This window comes from Methylophilus sp., assembly GCF_035460085.1.
Classification (GTDB): domain Bacteria; phylum Pseudomonadota; class Gammaproteobacteria; order Burkholderiales; family Methylophilaceae; genus Methylophilus.
In genome coordinates this window covers 21,457-42,644 of record NZ_DATHWZ010000011.1, presented here as the reverse complement: position 1 = coordinate 42,644, position 21,188 = coordinate 21,457, and the positions used below count along the sequence as shown (strand labels likewise).

Here is a 21,188-nt window from a genome sequence, read left to right as displayed (position 1 = left end):
CTACGTCACTTTTTCAACGTTATTGTGTGTTTTCCTGTTGGTGCTTTTCCGCTTAACAGGAGGTTCCTCTTTAGTTTTGCCAGGTGTGGCAGGCATCCCGAATTTATAATGCTGCATGCCTTCCAGAATGCCATGCGCATAAGTTGCTTGTGCAAAATAAATCCGATTGACGCCTTTGAGGTGATTGAGCTCCTCACTATGGTTGCCAACCACGACCGCCATGGTATCGCCCATTAACATTTCTATATCATTACCCGAGTCACCTGAAACCAGGAAGTTAGCGAGCGGCAACCCCCATTTATAGGATAAATAACGGATAGCATGCCCTTTTGAAGCTCGCATGGGTAGCAAGTCTAAAAATTCGCCATGCGAGTAAATCAATTGCGCGTGCAAATGTTCTTTATGCAAATATGCATAAAGCTCGTCCAGTGACGGCATTTTTTTGGGATCCACGATGTAAGATATCTTGAATTCGCGCTGGTTTTCTTTGGCTTGTAACTTGAGACCGGGAATGTTGTTCATTGCCTTGAGCAGATCTTCTCTACGCCATAGATGACGGATATGGTTGGCCCAGCCAACATCGGGGATACAGCGTAAACCATAATGAATCTCAGAGCCGACCGAAGTGATCAGGACATCTGGAATCGGGATGCGGTTTTTACGCAAAATATCAACCGCGCTTTCCAGTGGCCTGCCGGTCGCAATGCCAAATATATTGTAGCCGGAGTTGGTTCTCAACCACTCCACCAATGCCTCATGACCGGCACGGTTACCCAATAAAGTATTATCAATATCCGTAATAAATGCATGCTGGGCCAGCGGAATGGGTGACTTGCCGCTATGCAAAGCAATTTGCTGCCTGCGCAAATTCTTACGTTGTTTGCGCAACAGATTACCCAGCTCTTTTACGTATTTGTTCACATGACCTGCCCAGGTGTAATGGCGTTTTACATTGATCACCCCATTTTTGGACCATTTTCTCCAGCGTGCTTTATCGCTCAATGCAGAGAGCAACGCACTGCTGATCGCTTGGCTATCCAGCGTATCCACTAGTAATCCATGACGGCAATGGCCTAAAATGTCACGTGGCCCACCATCGTCTGGTGCAATCACAGGTAAACCACAAGCACCTGCTTCCAGCAAAGTGAGGCCGAATGGCTCTGTAAAAGCCGCATTAATGAATACGCCCCGGCTTTTTGCAGCCATGCGATACATTTCCGGCACGTCTTCCTGCGCATGGCTTTTGGGGATTGCCACTTTTCCCCATAAATCGTAGGCGTCTATATCCAGCAATAAATCTGTCAGCACCGCAGCCTGCGTTTTATCCAGTTCGCGGATGTTTTCCCGGCTACCCGCTACTAACACCAGATTAGCGCGGCTTTGCAATGCCTGGTTATTGGCATAAGCAGCGATCAGCCCTTTGATGTTTTTACGCAGTTCAGGCCTGCAAATACATAAAATCATCGGCTTCTTCGGGTTATCAAGAAAACGATTGATACTTTGCTCAACTTGCGGGGAAATCCCGCGCCTGCCGGGCGGTAAGAATTTTGAAGTATCCGTACCAGGGGGGATCACGCGGAAGCGCTTGGGATCGGGTCGGGTGTACATGCCGTATTGCAATTCGACTTCCTGTCGGGTGCTCGTCACAATCAGTGACGCATGTTGCACCAGCGCCTCTTCTTCTGTGATTCGGCGTTCGAAATTAAATTGCTTCTCAATTTTTTCTGCTTTACGGCCACTAGACAACAACCGCTCTAGTTTAGGTTTAGCCAAGGAGTGGCCAGTATGAATCTGTGGAATCCCCAACAACATGGAAAGTTGACGCCCCACATAACCTGCATCGGCATAATGCGAGTGAATCACATCCGGCAGGCGGCCTTGTTGCCGTAAATAATGCAGGCATCGGTCTACCATTTGATCTAGATGCGGCCAAAGTACCTCTTTACGTAGATAACGCCTGGGTCCAAAAGGCACGCGAATGATGCGTGCCTTCTCACTGATTTTTTCTTCAGGTTGCGCATAGTCGTCGCTCACGTCAGGGTCCTGAATCAAGCGAGTCAATAAATCCACCTTACCTACTTGCTGATGTTCAGCCAATGCCTTGGCGAGGTCGAGAACATAAGTACATTGACCACCGGTATCTGCGTCTACACCAAGTTCCAGCTCCTGGCCCCGGATCAAGCCATGAACGCTGATAAGTAATACATATAACGGATCATTTTTTTGTTGAGGTTGTGCACGCATACATTCCTTACTGCTAACTCTATAAAACCTGGACGACAATCAGCGCGCGGAATGGCTGATTGTCTAAATGCTTACACTGGCTAGTGGTTTTTTAGGAGGGATGCGATGCACACACATTTGCTCGTTTGAATGCAGCAGCATCCGATTTCAAAGCTTTTAAGTAGAAAGCCCGAGTCACTAACCAGCAAAATCAATAGTTCATTTAAACTGACATTAGCGTACCGCAGAAGTTTAGGTTTGGTCTGTAGGAATCGTCTGAAATTAAAAAGCCCTGCGAGAGATGCGCAGGGCTTTGGTTAGGGCATTATTCAACTGATTACAGTATTAGCACTCTTCACCAGTGGCGTAGAAAACGCCGCCAGCAATATGATGGATGGTACGTAATGCGCCATGGCCATCAAAATGCCAGTGTCCATCACTGAATACTCGCTCATCTGCATGTGCTGCCACCACTTCAGCGATAAATAAATCGTAAGTGTTCTGGTTATGTGGCTCAGGGATGATTTTGCATTCCAGCCAGGCCACGCAATCATTCACCAAAGGTGCACTGATTTTCTGTGCGGCAAAAGTGTCAATGCCATATTCGGCAAATTTATCGGTGCCCGGAAAATCACGGCCGCTGATGCTGCCGACTTTTTTCACCATCTCGATTTGTTTCACGCAAGGCAGGTTAATGGCGAACGTGCCTTCGGCTTCCATTAATTCTCGCGTGTAAGTTTTACTATCGATGACTATGGTGACTTTAGGTGGATTGAAGTCCAGGGCGCATACCCAGGCGGCGGCCATGATATTAACCTTGCCGTCATGGGCAGACGTGATAATGGACGTCGGCCCGTGGTTGAGTAGCCTGAAAGCTTTGGTGAGTTCGACGGGATGCATGGATATGTTTATTTCTGCCAGTTATCGCGCAATGTCACCGTTCTGTTAAACACCGGCTTGCCAGCGACACTGTCTTTACGGTCAGCCACAAAGTAACCGTGGCGTTCAAACTGGTAAATATCACCAGCGTTGGCTTCTTGTGCACTTTGCTCCAACTGGGCTGTGATAGAAGTGACTGAATCTGGGTTGATGTCTTCCAGAAAGTCCCTGTCTCCACTGCCTGGGTGTGGCACTTTAAACAGGCGGTCATACAGGCGAATTTCTGCCTCATAAGCATGTGCAGCGCTGACCCAGTGAATGTTGCCTTTGACTTTAACGCTGTCTGAACCCGGTGTGCCGGATTTAGTGTCTGGCAGGTATTCGCAATGTACAGTGGTGACATTACCCGCTGCGTCTTTATCACAGCCCAGACATTTGACCACATAGCCGTAGCGCAGGCGCACCATATTGCCGGGGAACAGGCGGAAATAACCTTTGGAAGGTTCTTCCATAAAGTCTTCGCGTTCGATCCAGAGTTGTTTGGAGAGTTTGACGATGCGTTTACCAAGATCAGGTTTTTGCGGATGGTTAGGGGCGTAGCAATCCTCTTCCTGATTCTCTGGATAATTGTCGATCACCAGTTTGATCGGGTCTAGTACAGCAATTTTACGTGGTGCAGACTCGTTCAGCACTTCGCGCATGCAATCTTCGAGGATGCTGTAATCGATCCATGAATCCGCTTTTGAAACCCCGATACGGTCAGTGAACAGTTTGAAGCCTTCTGGCGTGTAACCTCGACGCCGCGCTCCGGCCAGGGTTGGCAGGCGTGGGTCGTCCCAGCCGCTGACATGCTTTTCTTCTACCAGTTGAATCAGTTTGCGTTTGGAAAGCACAACGTAAGTCAGGTTCAGGCGGGCAAATTCATATTGGTAAGGCACCGGATTTGCCAGCAGGCCAGCTTCCACCAGGCGTGCCATCAGCCAGTCGTAGAAAGGGCGTTGGTCTTCGAATTCCAGCGTGCAGATGGAGTGGGTGATCTGCTCCAGGGCGTCCTCAATCGGGTGGGCGAAAGTGTACATCGGGTAGATACACCATTGGTCACCGGTGTTGTGGTGGTGCGCGCGGCGGATACGGTAAATGGCCGGGTCGCGCATATTGATATTGGGCGAAGCCATGTCGATTTTGGCACGTAACAACATGCTGCCGTCAGGGTGTTTGCCATCACGCATTTCTCGGAAAATACGCAGGTTTTCCTCAACGCTGCGGTCGCGGTAGGGTGAGTCTTTACCCGGCTCAGTCAGCGTGCCGCGGTTGATACGCACTTCTTCGGCTGTTTGTTCATCCACATAGGCGTGACCATGTCTGATCAATGCTTCGGCGGCCTGGTACATCACATCAAAATAATCGGAAGCAAAGTACAAATTGGTCTCGGCACCATTTGGCGTACTGTTGTTCCAGCCAAATCCCAGCCATTGCACCATGTCAGAAATGCTGTCTACGTATTCCTGGCTTTCTTTTTCCGGGTTTGTGTCGTCAAAACGCAAGTGGCAGACGCCGTTGTAATCACGCGCCAGGCCAAAGTTCAGGAAAATGGATTTGGCGTGGCCGATATGCAAATAGCCATTCGGCTCGGGCGGGAAGCGGGTGCGGATTTTGGCAAAGTCTACCTGACCTGTGGATTGATGTGCGGCATCACCTGGCGAGCCAGCCCAATGTTTATTGGCATATTTATGTTCAGCCAGGTCTTTTTCAATGATGGCGCGAATAAAGTTAGAAGCGGCTGGAATAGGTTCTTTTTCTGTAGACATGGCAAATCTTGAAGTTGCAAAGGTCTGGTTATTTTACACGGTTCACCACGCGACCCAAAACGCTTAATACGCATTGCCTCAGCCTTTAAGCAACTGGCTTGGCAGGGCGATTATGCTAAACTGCGGGCTAATATCAACGCATTTAAAGATTCGCAAAAAAATAATTCCATGAACAAGCTGGCATTTCCGATTCTGGCGGTATTGGCTGATGGCAAGTTTCACTCCGGTGAAGCCCTGGCCCAGCAGTTTGGTGTCACGCGCGCCACGGTATATAACGCCATCCAGGCGGCACAGGCATTGGGGATTACGGTTTTTTCTGTGCGTGGTCGCGGCTATCGTTTGCCCACACCTGTAACGTTGCTGGATGCAGAGGCAATCTTGCAAGCCTGTGGCGAGTATGCACCATGGTTTCACTTGCAGGTGCTGGCGCAAGTCGATTCGACCAATCGCTACCTGATGCAGGAAAGTGCGCGCGGTGTGGCGCATGGCACCTGTGCTGTGGCGCAAATTCAAACTTCCGGTCGTGGCCGTCGTGGCCGTAGCTGGTTGTCCCAATTGGGCGGTAGCCTGACCTTTTCACTGTTGTGGCGATTCCAATGTGGTGCGGCCGGATTGTCCGGGTTAAGCCTGGTGATTGGCCTGGCGCTGTTGCAGGCGTTGCATGAGATCGACTTGAAGGACGTGCAACTGAAATGGCCGAATGATCTAGTGGTGATGTATCAGGGGCGGTGGCATAAACTGGGCGGTATCCTGATCGAGTTGCAAGGCGATATGGAAGGGCCTAGCGCGGCGGTGATCGGCATAGGCCTCAATCTTGAAATCGAGCAGGCCATGCGCCAGCAGATTGAACAGCCGGTGCTGGGCCTGAACCAGTTAGGCGGACAAGCCTTGAATGCAAATGAATTGCTAGGTCGCTGCCTGGCTGGGCTGGCATTACATTTAAACCTGTTTGCCGAGCACGGGTTTGCCTATTTCCAGGAAACCTGGACAACGCATCACGCCTTTCACCAGCAAGCAGTGAATCTGTTGATGGCGAATGGGCAAGTGGTGCCGGGACAAGTGATCGGCGTGGCGGATGAGGGCAGCTTGCTGGTGGAAACAGCCAATGGTCACCAACGATTTAATTCGGGTGAGATCAGTGTGCGGAGTGCCGCATGAAGCTGCTGATTGATGCAGGTAATACGCGTACCAAATGGGCATGGTTTCCCGAAAATCCACTGGCGCTGGATATGCATTTGCAAATGGTCGCCTTGGAAAATCAGTTGTGGTTGCAGGATAACCTGTGCCCGGATAGCCAGGCGCTACAAGCAGCACTTTGCCAAGCCGATGAAATCTGGGTCAGCAATGTGGCGGGTGCAGGCTGGCTGCAGTCACTGGATACTGTGAAAGATAAAGTAACCGTGATCAAAGCGTCGCCAAGTATATTAGGGTTGAATAACAGTTACAGCATGCCAGCGCAATTAGGCAGCGACCGCTGGTGCAGTTTGCTGGCCGTATGGCGGTTGCATAAACAGGATGCGCTAGTGGTGACGGCGGGCACGGCGTTGACCATGGATGCCCTGGTGATACAAGCTGAAGCTGAAGAGCGGTCTGCCACTTTTGCCGGAGGCAGCATACAGCCGGGGTTGAACCTGATGTGGCAAAGTTTGCAGCAGAACACCGCACAGTTGGCTTATGAGTATCCACATAATACCGGGCTAGCCAATGGCTTTGCCCGCAACAGCCAGCAGGCGATGTGGGCCGGTTGCGTGCAGGCGTTGATCTCGCCGATGGTTAGCCAGTTTATGCAACTGCGGGCCATGACCGACGGGCGTCAGCCTGCACTGATATTAAGTGGCGGTGATGCGATGACCTTGCAGAGATATTTGCCGGATGCATTGTCATTGCAGGCCATTATTGTGGATAATCTGGTATTAAAGGGGCTGGCCTGTTTGGCTGAAAGTATATAACAATGAAAAGATTATTCTGGATACTGCTGTTGCTCAATGTGGTCGTATTTGCCTACTTTAAGCGCGATGCCTTATCACCCGAAGTGAGTAGCCTTAAACCTGAAATACATCCTGAACAAATCAAGTTACTCAATGCCAGTGCGGTGGAAACATATCCCAAACGCACGGTTGCTCCGGCACAAGACACTTCACTGATTGCCAGCCCGCAGCCCGATGAAAAAACTACTTCCAATGCGTCCGTTCCTGAAACCAACACTGATGGCAAAAAAGAGCCGGTTAAAACGGCGGAGACACGCCCGGTAGTGGCAGGCACCTGTTATGAATGGAGCAGTTTTAATACCGCCAGGGTCAACGAAGCCGTCAACTTAGCGCAACAGTTAGAGATCAAAACGCAGGTTGGCCAAACTGTATACGGCCCGGAAAATATCCGCTACTGGATTTATAAACCCCCTATGGCCTCGGCAGAAGCTGCGCAAACCAAGGCAGATGAGCTACGCAAGCTGGGGGTTGAAGACTTTTTTATTGTGCAGGACGACCCGAAATGGCGTAATGCTATTTCCTTCGGTGTATTTCGCGACGAAAAACTGGCTGATAAATTGATGGAAGACCTGAAAGCCAAAGGGGTCAGGTTACTGATTAAATCCACCCGTAACGGTGGGCAAGGGCAAGCCGCAATTAAACTGCAACACGTAAATGCCCAGCAATTTGCTACTTTGCAGAAATCACAGTCGCAATTCCCGGATGCCGTACTTAAAGAGATACCTTGTCTGTAATAGTTCAGAACAAGCCGGTGAGGCTAATAATTAAAGCCCGCAACTGCGGGCTTTAATTTATTAAAATTACTTAATGTCGGCAGGTGAAGTCACCTGCTGAGGTTGAGGCGCGAGTGGCGTTTCTTCCGCCAGTTTTTTTGCTTCCTCTTCTTCCTTTTTCTTGTCAGCCTCAATCTTTTTGAGTGCTTCGCCAGTCGCTGCCAAACCAGTCATCATTTGGTTGTCGACATTATGCTTGCGATCAAATACCAGGTTGTCACCGAGTATGACTTTCACCCAGTCTGGATAGCTGTAGGCAGTGCCTTTGTTGTGATCAACAATCGCGCCGATACCACCGCCAAACAGGATATTGCCCCACATCCCGCCATTGGCTCTTGAAACCAGTGTCGCAAAACCGGTAGCGAAATGCTCTTTATGACACCGGACTTCCAAATTTTGCCCAGAACGGTGGACCACTAAACTGCCGGGAGTTTTGGTAGACCATTCGCCGCGTTCGTTTTTGGCGGTACAGGTAACGTCTTCTACCATGGTGTTTTGTTGATTGTAGGTTTCAACGCGAATCGGTTGATTTGAATCTTTGGTGATAGAGGCGCAGCCGGTGAATGCGATGCTGGATGCCATCACTAAAAAAGTGTGATGAAATTTCATATGTCTCCCTGTTTTTGTTTTTAGTTAACCCTTGTTGCCAAGGGTTAACTATTATATTGGGAGTACTTTGAATGCACTAGTTAAAAGCCATTTGATGGGGTTGGTTTAGCGCTTTTTAGGTGGCAACATATCCGTAATTGTGCCTTCTTTCAGTTCAGCGGCAAAACATACTGTTTCCGACAGGGTAGGATGTGCGTGAATAGTCAAACCCAGATCATGCGCATCGGCACCCATCTCAATAGCTAATACTGCTTCAGCCAGTAATTCACCTGCGTTGATGCCAACAATACCGGCACCAATCACGCGATGGGTGTCTTTATCGAAAATCAGCTTGGTCGCGCCTTCAGTACGGGCGATAGATATGGCACGGCCACTGGCTGCCCATGGGAAGCTGGCTTTCTCGTATTCGATGCCTTTAGCCTTGGCTTCAGTTTCTGTCAGGCCTACCCATGCCACTTCAGGGTCAGTATAAGCGACTGATGGAATGACACTGGCAACAAATTCAACTTTATGACCGGCAATCACTTCAGCGGCTACTTTGGCCTCATGCGTGGCTTTGTGAGCCAGCATCGGTTGGCCAACGATGTCGCCGATCGCGAATATATGCGGGACATTGGTACGCATTTGTTTATCAACAGCGATAAAGCCGCGGTCATCAACAGCAACACCGGCATTTTCAGCGCCTATATTCTTACCGTTTGGACGGCGGCCGATAGAAACCAGCACGCGGTCATATTTCTGGGTTTCTTTAGGCGCGTTAGCCCCTTCAAAATCTACATAAATACCATCAGGTTTGGCTTCAATCCTGGACACTTTTGTCGAAAGCATGATGCTTTCAAATCGTTTTTCCATGCGCTTTTGCAATGGGCGAACGAGGTCACGGTCACAACCGGTAATCAGGCCATCCATAAATTCAACGACGCTGACTTTGGTACCCAGCGCGTCATACACTGTGCCCATCTCAAGGCCGATAATGCCGCCGCCAATCACAAGCATGCGGCCAGGAATATCAGCCAGTGCCAATGCACCGGTGGAATTCATGATACGTGCGTCATCTGGCGCGCCAGGGAATTTGGTAGCCTGCGAGCCAGCGGCAATGATGGCATTTTCAAAACCAACCAAAGTTGTTTTTCCGTCATCTGCTGTCACCGCAATCTGATTCGTGCTGGTGAATTTACCGAGACCGGTCAAGACAGTGACGTTACGTGCCTTGGCCATTTGTGCCAGGCCACCGGTTAGTTTACCGACCACGTCATTGGCTTTCCAGTTACGCAGTTTATCCAGGTCAATATCCGGTTTGCCGAAGCTGAGCCCGTGGTGTTCGGTTTCTTCAGCTTCAGTAATGACCTTGGCAGTATGTAAAAGCGCTTTAGAGGGGATGCATCCGACATTCAGGCAAACACCACCCAGGGTTGGATAGCGTTCAATCAGTACCACGTTCAAGCCCAGATCAGCGGCACGGAAAGCGGCCGTATAACCGCCAGGCCCTGAGCCTAACACCATTACCTGACAGGTAATATCATTGTTGCCTGCGGCAACTGCAGGTTGGGGAGCTGCTGATCTGGTCTCGGCAGGCGCTGGAGCAGTTTGCGGCGCAGGAGCTGCTGCCGGAGCTTGTGTGGCAGCTTGTGTGGCAGCTTGGTTTTCAGTAGCAACCGAGGTGGCGTTTTCCAGCAGTAAAATCAGGCTGCCTTTGGCAACCTTATCGCCTACTGCTATTTTCAGTTCTTTAACAACTCCCGCATGGGAAGAGGGGATATCCATGGAAGCTTTGTCAGATTCGACCGTCACCAGTGAATCTTCTTTAGCGATAGTGTCGCCCACGGCGACCAGCACTTCGATGACATCGACGCTGTCAAAATTGCCGATATCCGGCACCACTACTTCAACCATTTGACTCATGAAAACCTTATGTTCAGAAGAATTTTGCTATTTTAACACCAAAAAAAAGATATCAGTTTTAGCGTGTTCAGCTGGCTTAGCGGTTAGTCAGCGGAATTTTTCCATTGGCTGGTGCTGAAAGGATGATCGGTTTTTGGGTGCACGTCTCATGACCGTAATTGCCGCCGGTATCATCAGGCTCATAATAGTCATTCTTGAATGACCAGAGCTTGCCTACTTTGGTAAATTGGCCAAGGCCGGTAGAGAATTCGGCAAATTTTGCATCCGATAGTTTAAATGTCATGGCAAGTTGCCTACCACGGGTAATGGCTTGCCCGGTATAGCTTTGCTTGTTTTCGGTGTGTGTTGCCAGGTCGTAAACCGCAATCAGCGCCGTGCTGTTACGCCGGTTTTTTTTCAGATAAATCGTTACCTCGTAATCACCTACAGTGATGTTATTCCCTTTGCAAAGGTATTCACCGCTGTAATCGGTACTAGACGCTGGGGCAGCTGAAGCTGATATTGAAAAAACAGATAGCAAAGCAAGTGCTGTCAAACAGGATTTAACGTTCATATGACTTCTGAGATAGTTGTTTAGGCGAGAAAATGTTTCAAAGTACGTCGTTTTAACGGTACTTTGTGAATATCGTTTCATCATAATTCCAATTGCCAAAATCACCAAGTCTCTTTTGCCAATATAGCCTTTGTAGGAATGGCTTGTAGGACGCATGGTTCGAATATTTGTGAGAGAATACAGGCTCTATATTCAAGAGTCTGCTTTCAGAATATCTATGATGCAACGTTTGTTTTATCGTATTCCAGCGTTATTTTGGGCAAGTCTGTTTTTGATTGGAACAGTCATTTATGTATGGCGGTTGCAACAACCGCAGTCATTAATTGAAGTGCCTTCAGACGTTCTCCCGCTGCAATGTGTGTCATATGCACCTTATTACAAGCCCGGAATGAATCCCACACATAAAGATACTTTTGTGGACCCAGTGCAGATTGAACAGGATCTGCAAGCGATCTCCAAAGTAACCAAGTGCATACGCACTTACTCTGTCTCGCAAGGGCTGGATTATGTGCCCAAGGCAGCGCAAAAATTTGGCATGCAGGTGATTCTTGGTGCATGGGTTGGTTGGGTAGATGCCGACAATAGGAAAGAGCTTGAGCTGGCAGTGCAACAGGCAAATCAATATCCTGACACTGTACGTGGCCTGGTGGTCGGTAACGAAGTGTTATTGCGTGGCGAGCAGACCGAAGCCAAAATGCATGAATACCTGCAATGGGCAAAAGAGCGTACCAAAGTGCCTTTGACCTATGCGGATGTTTGGGAATACTGGTTGAAGTATCCGACACTCGAACAAGAGGTCGATTTCGTGACTGTGCATATTCTTCCTTACTGGGAAGACAAACCAGTGGCCATTGACCAGGCCGTTGCCCATACGGCATCAGTCATGGGGCACTTGGGCACTGTGTTCAAAAAACCATTGGTGATAGGTGAAACCGGTTGGCCTTCGCAAGGTCGCCAACGTTTCCGCGCGAAACCTAGTGTGGTAAACCAGGTAGTATATATACGGGGATTTTTACACGCTGCCAAGCAAACCGGCTGGCAATACAATATTATCGAGGCGATGGACCAACCATGGAAGCGTGAACTGGAAGGCACGGTAGGAGGTTTCTGGGGTATCTTTAATGACCAGTTGCAACCAAAATTCAATTTGCAAGGTCCAGTATCAGAACGCTCTGATGGCTGGGTGCCTTATATCATCGCCTTGGTTTTAGCGGCGGGTGCTGCCGGTTGGGGATTTCATAAACAATTACCGAATAGCCAGAAAGCCTTGTTGGGCGTAGTCGCTGCCGGTGTAGGCCTGCACGGTTTTTTACAGGTGGATTATGTGCAACTGGCCGCACGCAATACATTAGAATTTGCTGCTTTAGGCGGGTTTGTCCTGCTAGGCTGGGGATTAGTATTACTGCAACTGCGGCATTGGTTAGGGTTAGCTCCTAAGTCGTGTATTGAGCAATGCCTGTTGCGACTGTTTGCGATAGGGTTGTTTGTGACCAGTGCCGGATTAGCTTTTGATGGGCGTTATCTGAATTTCCCGTTAATTCTGTCATGGCTACCCTTGATTGCCCTGCTGATTTCGCTGTTCACTGTAGAACAATCTCAGGCGACTTTTGTACCTGGGCGTCAGACAGGTATCTGGTTCACCGTGGTGATGGTGTTGCTAGCGGCCAATCTCTCTGTAGCAGTGGCGATGATGGAGCCTGGCAATCTCACAGCCTGGTGGTGGGGCGCGGTGTGTGGCCTGGCATTGTTTGTACTACCGGCCAAAAGCATGCAGCTCGGCCACAAAGCCGACTGCGCTTGATCTGTGATAAAAAACGAATTGTTTAAGAAGGTGTAATAAGTGATGGTTTCTTGGTTTAAAAAACTGGTTCCTGGCCTGGTATTTGCCATTCTGTTTTCTGCATTGCATTTTGGGCTTTGGGCGTTGACTAACCGCGCTTTACCACTGATCAATGTCAAGCCCGCTGTGAATGGCTTCGCCTACAGTGGCTATCGCGGCAACCAGAGTCCACTGGATGGGCAACACCCGAACACTGCAGAACTGGCAGAAGATCTGGACCTGATGTCCAAACATACGAAACATATTCGTATGTATTCTTCACTTGATTTGAATGAGACCATTCCACTGGCTTCCAGAAGGAATATGAAGGTCATTGCCGGGGCCTGGATTGATACCGATGGTGCCAAAAACACGCGTGAAGTGTCAGCGTTGCTTGAGAAGATCGAAAACTACAGCAACATAGATCGCGTCATCGTCGGTAACGAGTCGTTGCTTCGTAACGATTTGCCAACTGAAGCATTGATCAAATACCTTGATTTTGTCCGCGAGCATAGCACCGTCCCAGTCTCTACAGCTGAGCCTTGGCACGTATGGCTCAAGCACCCAGAGCTGGTCAAACACGTAGATTACATCGCAGTGCATTTGCTGCCCTACCACGAAGGCGTCCCCGTTGAAGGCGCGGTGCAATACACCATCGAGCGTTATAACCAGTTGATGGCGGCTTTCCCACGTAAGAAAATTGTGATCACCGAGGTGGGCTGGCCTAGTCGTGGGCCTTCCATCGGTGCCTCTGTCGCCAGCGAGGTGAATCAGGCGCGTTTTATCCGTGAGTTTCTGGCGCGTAATTCGATTGAGGACCTTGATTTTTACCTGATGGAAGCTTTCGACCAGCCATGGAAAGTCGCGCTGGAAGGGTGGGCGGGTGCTTATTGGGGCATGTATAACGCTGACCGCCATCAAAAATATTCTTTACAAGGTGCAGTGCCGCCGAATACACGCTGGATTGCTAAAGCCACCTGGTCAACAGTCTTGGCGTTTATCCCTATGATGTTTATCGCCTGGCGCTTCAAGCACTGGGGCATAGGCGGCGTGTTGTCGATGGCGATCTTGTTCCAGGCGTGTATCACCACACTCACTATCGCTTGGAACCTGCCGGGAGATTACTACTATACCCTGCGCGATTTCGTGGTGCTGATAGGCCTGATTTTAGCCATTGCACTCACTTCGATGGTGTTGATGATCTATGCTGCAGAGTTCAGCGAGGTGATGTTCAAGCCACAATGGCGACGTTTATTCAAACGTGCCACGCCTTTGCCTGCCAATGAAGAGTTGTTTGTTTCTATCCATCTGGCCTGTTACAACGAGCCGCCCGATATGGTGATTGCGACCATCGATAGCCTGCGTAACCTGAAATACACCCGTTACGAAGTGATCGTTGTGGATAACAACACCAAGGATGAGGCCAAGTGGAAACCGCTTGAGGCCTACATGGCCACCATGCCGGACAACTTCCATTTTTATCACTTGCCTTCGTGGCCTGGCTTTAAAGCCGGTGCCTTGAATTTCGCACTGGATAAAACGCATCCCGATGCACAAGTCGTAGGCGTGGTCGATGCAGACTATGTGGTAACAACGGATTGGTTGTCTGACCTGGTGCCGCATTTCCGTGAGACACAAGTGGCTGTGGTACAGGCACCGCAGGCGCACCGTGAATGGGAGAACCAGTTTTTCCATCGCATGTGTAACTGGGAGTTCGAAGGCTTTTTCCGCATCGGCATGCATCACCGCCATGAACGCAATGCGCTGATACAGCACGGCACCATGACGCTGATCCGCCGTGAGTCGTTACAAACCCTGGGTGGCTGGTCTGAATGGTGTATTTGTGAAGATACTGAACTCGGTTTGCGCCTGCTCGAAAACAAGATGGAGTTGCGCTATATCGATGAAACGTTTGGCCGCGGCCTGACTCCGGCTAACTTCAAGGCACTGAAATCGCAGCGTAACCGCTGGGCTTTCGGCGCCATGCAGATTCTCAAGCACCATATGCCGAAACTGCTGGGTAAATCGACCCTGGATTTTAGCCAGCGCTACCACTTTCTCACTGGCTGGTTTGGCTGGTTCGGCGAAGCCCTGCAGCTGATATTCACCCTTGGTTCTGTGTTATGGACCGTTGCCATGCTGGTATTCCCCAAGCATTTCAGCTTGCCAGTGGTGGTCATGATTGTGCCGATTTTATGCTTCCTGGCGATCAAGGCGTTTCTGGGACCGGTGCTTTACCGTAAAACCATGCATTGCAGCTGGACCGATATTTTTGGTGCTTCACTGGCCAGTCTCGGTTTATCACATGCCATTGCCAGAGGCATTATCGGCGGCCTGACCCACAAAGCAGGTGTGTTCGTGGTCACTAACAAAACCAAAGGCAAACTCAGCAACTGGCAATTGATAGACCCTATCAAAGAAGAATTAATGATTCTGATTCTGCTGGTTTTAAGTGGTTCAGCCATGTTGTACGCGCGTGGATTCAGTAATCTGGATGCGCAATTATGGGTTTCCATGCTGGCATTGCAATCGTTACCTTACTGGAGCGCAGTAGCTTGTCAGTGGATTTCAGAAAAGCGTTAGGAATACGGAAAACGCCCTATCGATTTCAGTCTAATGCTCATCGTTTAGAAATAAATGTGATCTCGGAATAACGTTAATCGATTTCAACAATCGATTAACGTTCTATTTAACTTAAGGTTTTGGCAGGTTAAAAACAACAACGAATAGCATTTTGTCAGAGGCCTTTTTTCAGGATGATATTCTATGAATGAAAAACCTCTTATCTATAAAGGTCGCGCGGCCAGCAGCAACCAGGTTAGCCGATTCGAGTCTTTTACCCGTGAGTCATTGGATGATGGCTGGGGCAGCCTGGATGAAGAAGCACCGCTATTACGCACAGAGGTGAGCCTGGATGCCAGCAAGTCAGTCATCAACTATATCCAGTCGCCAGACCTGCCTTTTGACCGTACCCTCAACCCATACCGGGGTTGCGAGCATGGCTGCATTTACTGCTACGCACGTCCTACGCATGCTTTTTTAGGCATGTCACCAGGCCTTGATTTCGAGACAAAGTTACTGATGAAACCGGATGTGGTCGAGCTGCTTAAAAAAGAGCTGGCAAGCCCCAAATACAAATGTGCACCTATTGCACTGGCGATGAATACCGATGGCTACCAGCCTATTGAACGCGAATATCAACTCACCCGCCAGGTGATCCAGGCTCTCAGTGAAGCCAATCATCCTTTCAGCCTGGTTACCAAATCAGCATTGGTCGAACGCGATATTGATTTGATAGCGCCTATGGCCGCTAAAGGCCTGGCCAGCATTTATCTAAGCATCACGACATTGGACAGGAAAATTGCACGCCGCCTGGAACCGCGCGCTGCTGCGCCAGAACGCCGCTTTGAGACCTTGCGTAAGCTGAGTGAGGCCGGCATCCCTACCGGCGTGATGGTGGCGCCTGTCATTCCTGCCTTAACGGATAGTGACATGGAACATATTCTGCAAAAGGCGTATCAGGCAGGCGCGAGAAAAGCCGGTTATGTGTTTCTGCGTCTGCCGCATGAACTGACCACCTTGTTTGAAGAATGGCTACAGCAATATTTTCCTATGAAAGCACAGCATGTGATGAGCCTGGTAAAACAAAGCCGGGGCGGGAAAACCTATCAAAGTGAGTTTGGCAAACGCATGCGCGGAGAGGGTATTTTCGCTGACTTGCTGGCGAACCGTTTTAAGTTAAGTTGCCAAAAACTGGGCATGTCAGGTGAACGCACTGGCTTTCGCACAGATTTATTTCAAGTGCCCGCTGCCTGGCAGCTACAATCCAGAAGTGCGCAAATGGCCTTGTTTTAAAGATTGATCACTGCCGTGAGTGATTTATTATTTGTGTATGGAACTTTGCGTAAAGGGAATGTGAATGCGATGGCGCAGTATCTCGCCAGCCATGCCGTGTTCATTGCTGATGGCTGGTTTCAGGGACGTATGTATCAGATCACCTATTATCCGGGCGTAATTGCATCAGAAGATGATAGCGACCGTATTTATGGTGAGGTGTACAAGTTAAGTGATACCGAAGCCATGCTCAAGAGACTGGATGATTATGAGGAATGTGCTGAGCATCATACTCAACCGGCTGAATATACGCGGATATCCACAGCCATCAAAGCCATAAATGGCAGGGTTTACGAGTCAGTCTGGATTTACTTATATCAATGGTCAGTTGAAGATAAAAAGTATATTCCTGAAGGTGATTTTATGCGGTCTCTGAGTCGCTAAAAAATAAAGGGCGCTTCAAGCGCCCTTTATTTTATTGCTCAAGAGTTAGAGAAGTAAGCGTCTTACATCACTCAGCATCACGCGCAGATGGCTGGTGAACCTTGCCCCATCCGCCCCATCAATCACACGGTGATCGTATGACAGTGACAGTGGCATGATCAGGCGTGGATCAAAGCCGCCGGAGTCTTTGTTATAGACCGGCTGCATAGCTGCACGGGAAACACCGAGGATCGCGACTTCAGGGCAGTTGATGATAGGGGTGAACATGGTGCCACCGATACCGCCCAGGCTGGAAATGGTAAAGCAGCCGCCTTGCATTTCCTCGACCTTCAGCTTGCGTTCGCGTGCTTTGGCTGACAGGTCAGCCAGGTCGCGGGCAATGTCCATCACGTCTTTCTGGTTGACGTCACGTACCACTGGCACCACCAATCCATCAGGCGTATCGCAGGCAAAACCGATATTGTAGTATTGCTTGAGGATCAGGCTATCACCTTCTGGTGACAGCGACGCATTAAAGTTAGGGTAAGTGCGCAATGCATTGACCACCGCTTTCATCAGGAAAGCCAGCAGGGTCAATTTCACGCCGCGTTTTTCAGCTTCAACCAGCATGGACTTGCGGAAGTCTTCCAGGTCGGTAATATCGGCTTCATCAAATTGGGTGACATGCGGCGCAGTGACCCAGTTGCGGTGCAAGTTGGCACCAGACAGTTTTTTGATGCGTGACAGCGGTTTGCTTTCAATCGCACCGAACTGGCTGAAATCGATCACCGGCATAGGTAAGGTACTTAAGCCTGTACCAACGCCCATATTCTCTGAACGAGGTTTTGACAATTCGCCTTTGACATAACCTTGCACGTCACTTTGCACAATACGGTTCTTGGGACCGGTTGCTTTAACCAATGACAGGTTTACACCTAGTTCACGCGCAAATTTGCGTACCGATGGGCTGGCGTGTGCCAGCTTGCCGGAAGATGCTACGCTGGACTCAGCCACTGGATTAGGTGTTGATTGTGGTTGTACGACTTTAGGCGCTTCAGCCACCGGGCGGGTAGGCTCGGGAATCGCTACGGTTTTTTCATCCACTTTCACAGTCGCAACCACTGGCGTTGCGGTTGGTTGTGGTGCGGGCTTCTCGGCAGGGGCCGCTTCGCCAGCAGTATCCAGCGTGATGATCAGGGCGCCTTGCTTGGTTTTGTCACCCACGTTGATGTGGATTTCCTTGACCACACCCGCCAGAGAGGAGGGGATATCCATCGAGGCTTTGTCAGATTCAACGGTAATCAAAGAATCTTCTTTGGCGACCGTGTCACCGACGCTGACCAGGACTTCAATGACGTCTACCGTGTCAAAGTTGCCGATATCTGGTACGAGAACTTCTTTTAAGCTCATGTATTAAACCTTTATAAAAACGCGGTGCTGCAACAGCGTGCAGTACCGATATCATTCATTAAATCGTTGTCGGGTTTGCGCGGCTGATATCAATATTGTATTTCTTGATCGCTTCAGTCGCTTTGCCGGCTGGTACTTTGCCATCGTCAGCCAGGGCTTTCAGCGCAGCTAGTACCACGTAGTAACGATCCACTTCAAAGAAGCTACGCAACGCTTCACGTGAGTCAGAGCGGCCATAACCGTCGGTACCTAATGTCACAAAACGGTTAGGCACGAAGTTACGGATCTGGTCAGCAAATGAGCGCATGTAATCGGTAGACGCAATCACAGGGCCTTCTGCTTTCGCCAGGGATTGGGCCACGTAACTCAATGTCGGTTTGGCTTCAGGATTGAGCAGATTTTTGCGCTCGGCATCAATCCCGTCACGACGTAGTTCAGTGAAGCTGGTCACGCTCCAGATGTCGGCAGAGACACCCCAGTCTTTTTCCAGCAACTCGGCCGCAGCAATCACTTCGCGCAAAATCACGCCGGAACCCATCAGCTGTACTTTCGGGCCTTTGGCTTTGGATTTACTGAAGCTGTACATGCCTTTCAGGATGCCTTCGGCACTGCCTTCCGGCATGGCAGGGTGTGTATAGTTTTCGTTCATCAGGGTGATGTAGTAATACACATCTTCCTGATTTTGCACCATACGGCGCATACCTTCCTGGATGATCACGGCCAACTCGTAAGAGAAGGTCGGATCGTAGCTCACGCAGTTCGGAATGGTGGCTGACATCAGGTGGCTATGGCCATCTTCATGCTGCAAGCCTTCACCGTTCAATGTGGTACGGCCAGCGGTAGCGCCCAGCAAGAAGCCACGTGCGCGGCTGTCCCCAGCGGCCCAGGCAAAGTCACCGATACGCTGGAAACCGAACATGGAGTAGTAAATGTAGAACGGGATCATCTGCGTGCCAGTGACGCTGTAAGACGTCGCGGCAGCCAGCCAACTGGCAAATGAACCGGCTTCGTTAATGCCTTCTTCCAGGATCTGGCCGCTTTGTGATTCCTTGTAGAACATCACCTGGTCAGAATCCTGTGGTTCGTAAAGCTGACCGACAGAAGAGTAGATGCCCAATTGGCGGAACATGCCTTCCATACCAAAGGTACGCGCTTCATCCGGAACGATAGGCACCACATATTTGCCAATCTGTTTGTCACGCACCAGCGTCGACAGAATACGTACAAACGCCATGGTGGTAGAAATCTCACGCTCACCCGTTGCGCCCAACATGTTTTCGAATGCGGAAAGTTCAGGTACCGTTAGTTCGTTACCCTTACGGCGACGTGCAGGTACAAACCCACCCAGTGCGGCACGGCGTTCCATCATGTATTTGATTTCCGGGCTATCTTCGCCAGGATGGTAGTAGGACAGGTTTTCTACCTGTTCATCAGTCAATGCCAGATCAAAACGGTCACGGAAAGCTTTCAAGGAACTAATGTCCATGCTCTTTTGCTGGTGAGTCGTGTTCTGGCCTTCGCCCGCATCACCCATGCCATAACCTTTAACGGTTTTGGCCAGTATCACGGTTGGCTGACCTTTGTGGTTCACTGCTGCGTCATAGGCAGAAAACACTTTATGCGGATCATGGCCACCACGATTCAGGCGCCAGATGTCTGCGTCAGACATGGCAGCCACCATTTCACGCAGTTCAGGATATTTGCCGAAGAAGTGCTCACGCGTGTAAGCGCCACCTTTTTGCTTGAAGTTCTGGTATTCACCATCCACGCACTCTTCCATGCGTTTACGCAGCAGGCCATCTTTGTCCATCGCCAGCAACGGATCCCAGTAAGACCCCCAGATCACTTTAATGGCATTCCAGCCGGCGCCACGGAAGTTGGATTCCAGTTCCTGAATGATCTTGCCATTGCCACGTACCGGGCCATCCAGGCGCTGCAGGTTACAGTTGATCACGAAAATCAGGTTGTCCAGACCTTCACGTGCAGCTAATGAAATGGCGCCTTGTGATTCCGGCTCATCCATCTCGCCATCACCGCAGAATACCCACACTTTGCGGTCAGCGGTATCTGCAATGCCGCGATTGTGCAGATACTTGAGGAAGCGCGCCTGGTAAATGCCAGCCAATGGCCCCAGGCCCATAGACACGGTAGGAAACTGCCAGAAATCTGGCATCAACCATGGATGAGGGTAGCTGGATAAGCCATTGCCGCCGGTTTCCTGGCGGAAATTATCCATTTGCTCTTCGCTAATACGGCCTTCCAGGAAAGCGCGTGCGTAAACGCCTGGTGATGAATGGCCCTGGAAATAGACACAGTCGCCGCCGAAACTTTCATTCGCTGCACGGAAAAAATGGTTAAATGCCACGTCATACAATGTGGCAGCAGACTGGAAGCTGGCGATATGTCCACCAATGCCTGGCGATTTCTCATTCGCGCGCAGTACTGTCATGATCGAATTCCAGCGAATCAGGGCGCGGATACGGCGCTCCATTTCCGGGTCTCCAGGCAGTTTGGCCTGCAAATGCGTAGGGATAGTATTGACGTAAGCAGTTGTTGCTTTGTACGGCAAGTGGCCACCGGAACGGCGAGCCTGATCGATCATTGCTTCCAGCAGGAAGTGGGCACGTTCTGGCCCTTCATTCTCAATAACTGCGCTGAGTGCGTCTAACCATTCCTGGGTTTCTTGAGCATCAGTTTCATTGAGGTGTGCTTGCGAATGCGTTGCCATGCGTGAGGATTCTCCGAGTTTTAAGTCGCTATGCGTATAATCTAGAGCCAGGTACTTACATAAGTACCAATACCTAGAGTTGAGCAATTGTTGATTACCAAGAAGGGATTCCGAAATCGGATACTTGTTGTTTTAATGGTATCACGTTGAGCGCCGCCATGGTCATGGCGAGGCCAACCTTTCAATCAGTAGTAAGTGTCTCTTTTTTAGTGCTTTTGGTCAAGTTTTGCTTGAATTGA

At 49.9% G+C, this 21,188-nt stretch carries 15 protein-coding genes; 7 read left to right on the top strand and 8 right to left on the bottom strand.

Annotation, left to right across the window (positions count from 1 at the left end; all coding sequences use genetic code 11):
* The 3 genes from VK958_RS01615 to VK958_RS01605 all read right to left on the bottom strand — a co-directional run bounded on the left by VK958_RS01615 (position 1) and on the right by VK958_RS01605 (position 4,910).
* Entirely contained in the window at positions 1–2,244 is a 2,244-nt protein-coding gene (locus VK958_RS01615; protein WP_325238509.1) for an HAD-IIB family hydrolase, read from the bottom strand.
* A 324-nt stretch (positions 2,245–2,568) separates the two neighbouring features.
* Positions 2,569–3,123, bottom strand: coding sequence for a flavin reductase family protein (locus tag VK958_RS01610; RefSeq protein ID WP_325238507.1), 555 nt, complete (start codon positions 3,121–3,123; stop codon positions 2,569–2,571).
* An 8-nt stretch (positions 3,124–3,131) separates the two neighbouring features.
* Positions 3,132–4,910 (bottom strand): glutamine--tRNA ligase/YqeY domain fusion protein, encoded by a 1,779-nt coding sequence (locus tag VK958_RS01605; protein WP_325238506.1) that lies wholly within the window; start codon positions 4,908–4,910, stop codon positions 3,132–3,134.
* Positions 4,911–5,078: 168 nt separating this feature from the next.
* Between VK958_RS01605 and VK958_RS01600 the strand changes: the two genes are divergently transcribed.
* From VK958_RS01600 to VK958_RS01590, 3 genes are read left to right on the top strand one after another with little or no spacing between them, the layout of a single operon-like run.
* Positions 5,079–6,068 carry a biotin--[acetyl-CoA-carboxylase] ligase gene (locus VK958_RS01600; RefSeq protein WP_325238505.1) on the top strand — a complete coding sequence of 330 codons (990 nt, stop codon included), beginning with the start codon at positions 5,079–5,081 and terminating at the stop codon, positions 6,066–6,068.
* A complete protein-coding gene (locus tag VK958_RS01595) occupies positions 6,065–6,859 on the top strand; it encodes a type III pantothenate kinase (protein WP_325238504.1) in 795 nt (264 codons plus the stop codon). Before VK958_RS01600 ends, VK958_RS01595 begins: the two co-directional genes overlap by 4 nt.
* A 2-nt stretch (positions 6,860–6,861) precedes the next feature.
* Positions 6,862–7,632, top strand: a complete 771-nt coding sequence (locus VK958_RS01590; protein WP_325238503.1) for an SPOR domain-containing protein — start codon at positions 6,862–6,864, stop codon at positions 7,630–7,632.
* 66 nt (positions 7,633–7,698) lie between these two features.
* Here VK958_RS01590 and VK958_RS01585 read toward each other — a convergent pair whose 3' ends face one another.
* The 3 genes from VK958_RS01585 to VK958_RS01575 form a co-directional block, all read right to left on the bottom strand.
* Positions 7,699–8,280: a hypothetical protein gene (locus VK958_RS01585; RefSeq protein WP_325238502.1), complete on the bottom strand. Its 582-nt coding sequence runs from the start codon at positions 8,278–8,280 to the stop codon at positions 7,699–7,701.
* Between the two features lie 105 nt (positions 8,281–8,385).
* Complete coding sequence (gene lpdA / locus VK958_RS01580) at positions 8,386–10,182, bottom strand: dihydrolipoyl dehydrogenase (protein ID WP_325238500.1); 1,797 nt, start codon at positions 10,180–10,182, stop codon at positions 8,386–8,388.
* Between the two features lie 76 nt (positions 10,183–10,258).
* On the bottom strand, positions 10,259–10,891 hold the full coding sequence (locus VK958_RS01575) for a hypothetical protein (RefSeq protein WP_325238499.1): 633 nt from the start codon (positions 10,889–10,891) through the stop codon (positions 10,259–10,261).
* Positions 10,892–10,952: 61 nt separating this feature from the next.
* On the opposite strand from VK958_RS01575, the gene VK958_RS01570 reads away from it, so the two are divergent.
* The 4 genes from VK958_RS01570 (at position 10,953) to VK958_RS01555 (ending at position 16,832) form a co-directional block, all read left to right on the top strand.
* Positions 10,953–12,536, top strand: coding sequence for a glycoside hydrolase family 17 protein (locus tag VK958_RS01570; RefSeq protein ID WP_325238498.1), 1,584 nt, complete (start codon positions 10,953–10,955; stop codon positions 12,534–12,536).
* A gap of 42 nt (positions 12,537–12,578) precedes the next feature.
* Entirely contained in the window at positions 12,579–15,137 is a 2,559-nt protein-coding gene (locus tag VK958_RS01565; RefSeq protein WP_325238497.1) for a glycosyltransferase, read from the top strand.
* Positions 15,138–15,320: 183 nt separating this feature from the next.
* Entirely contained in the window at positions 15,321–16,409 is a 1,089-nt protein-coding gene (locus VK958_RS01560) for a PA0069 family radical SAM protein (protein ID WP_325238496.1), read from the top strand.
* 15 nt (positions 16,410–16,424) lie between these two features.
* Positions 16,425–16,832, top strand: coding sequence for a gamma-glutamylcyclotransferase family protein (locus VK958_RS01555; RefSeq protein WP_325238495.1), 408 nt, complete (start codon positions 16,425–16,427; stop codon positions 16,830–16,832).
* 45 nt (positions 16,833–16,877) lie between these two features.
* Here the strand turns inward: VK958_RS01555 and aceF are convergent, their stop codons facing one another.
* The gene (gene aceF, locus VK958_RS01550; RefSeq protein WP_325238494.1) at positions 16,878–18,221 is read right to left on the bottom strand and encodes a dihydrolipoyllysine-residue acetyltransferase; all 1,344 of its coding nucleotides are present in this window, start codon (positions 18,219–18,221) and stop codon (positions 16,878–16,880) included.
* 58 nt (positions 18,222–18,279) lie between these two features.
* Positions 18,280–20,949 (bottom strand): pyruvate dehydrogenase (acetyl-transferring), homodimeric type, encoded by a 2,670-nt coding sequence (gene aceE / locus VK958_RS01545; protein WP_325238493.1) that lies wholly within the window; start codon positions 20,947–20,949, stop codon positions 18,280–18,282.
* Between the last annotated feature and the right edge of the window lie 239 nt (positions 20,950–21,188).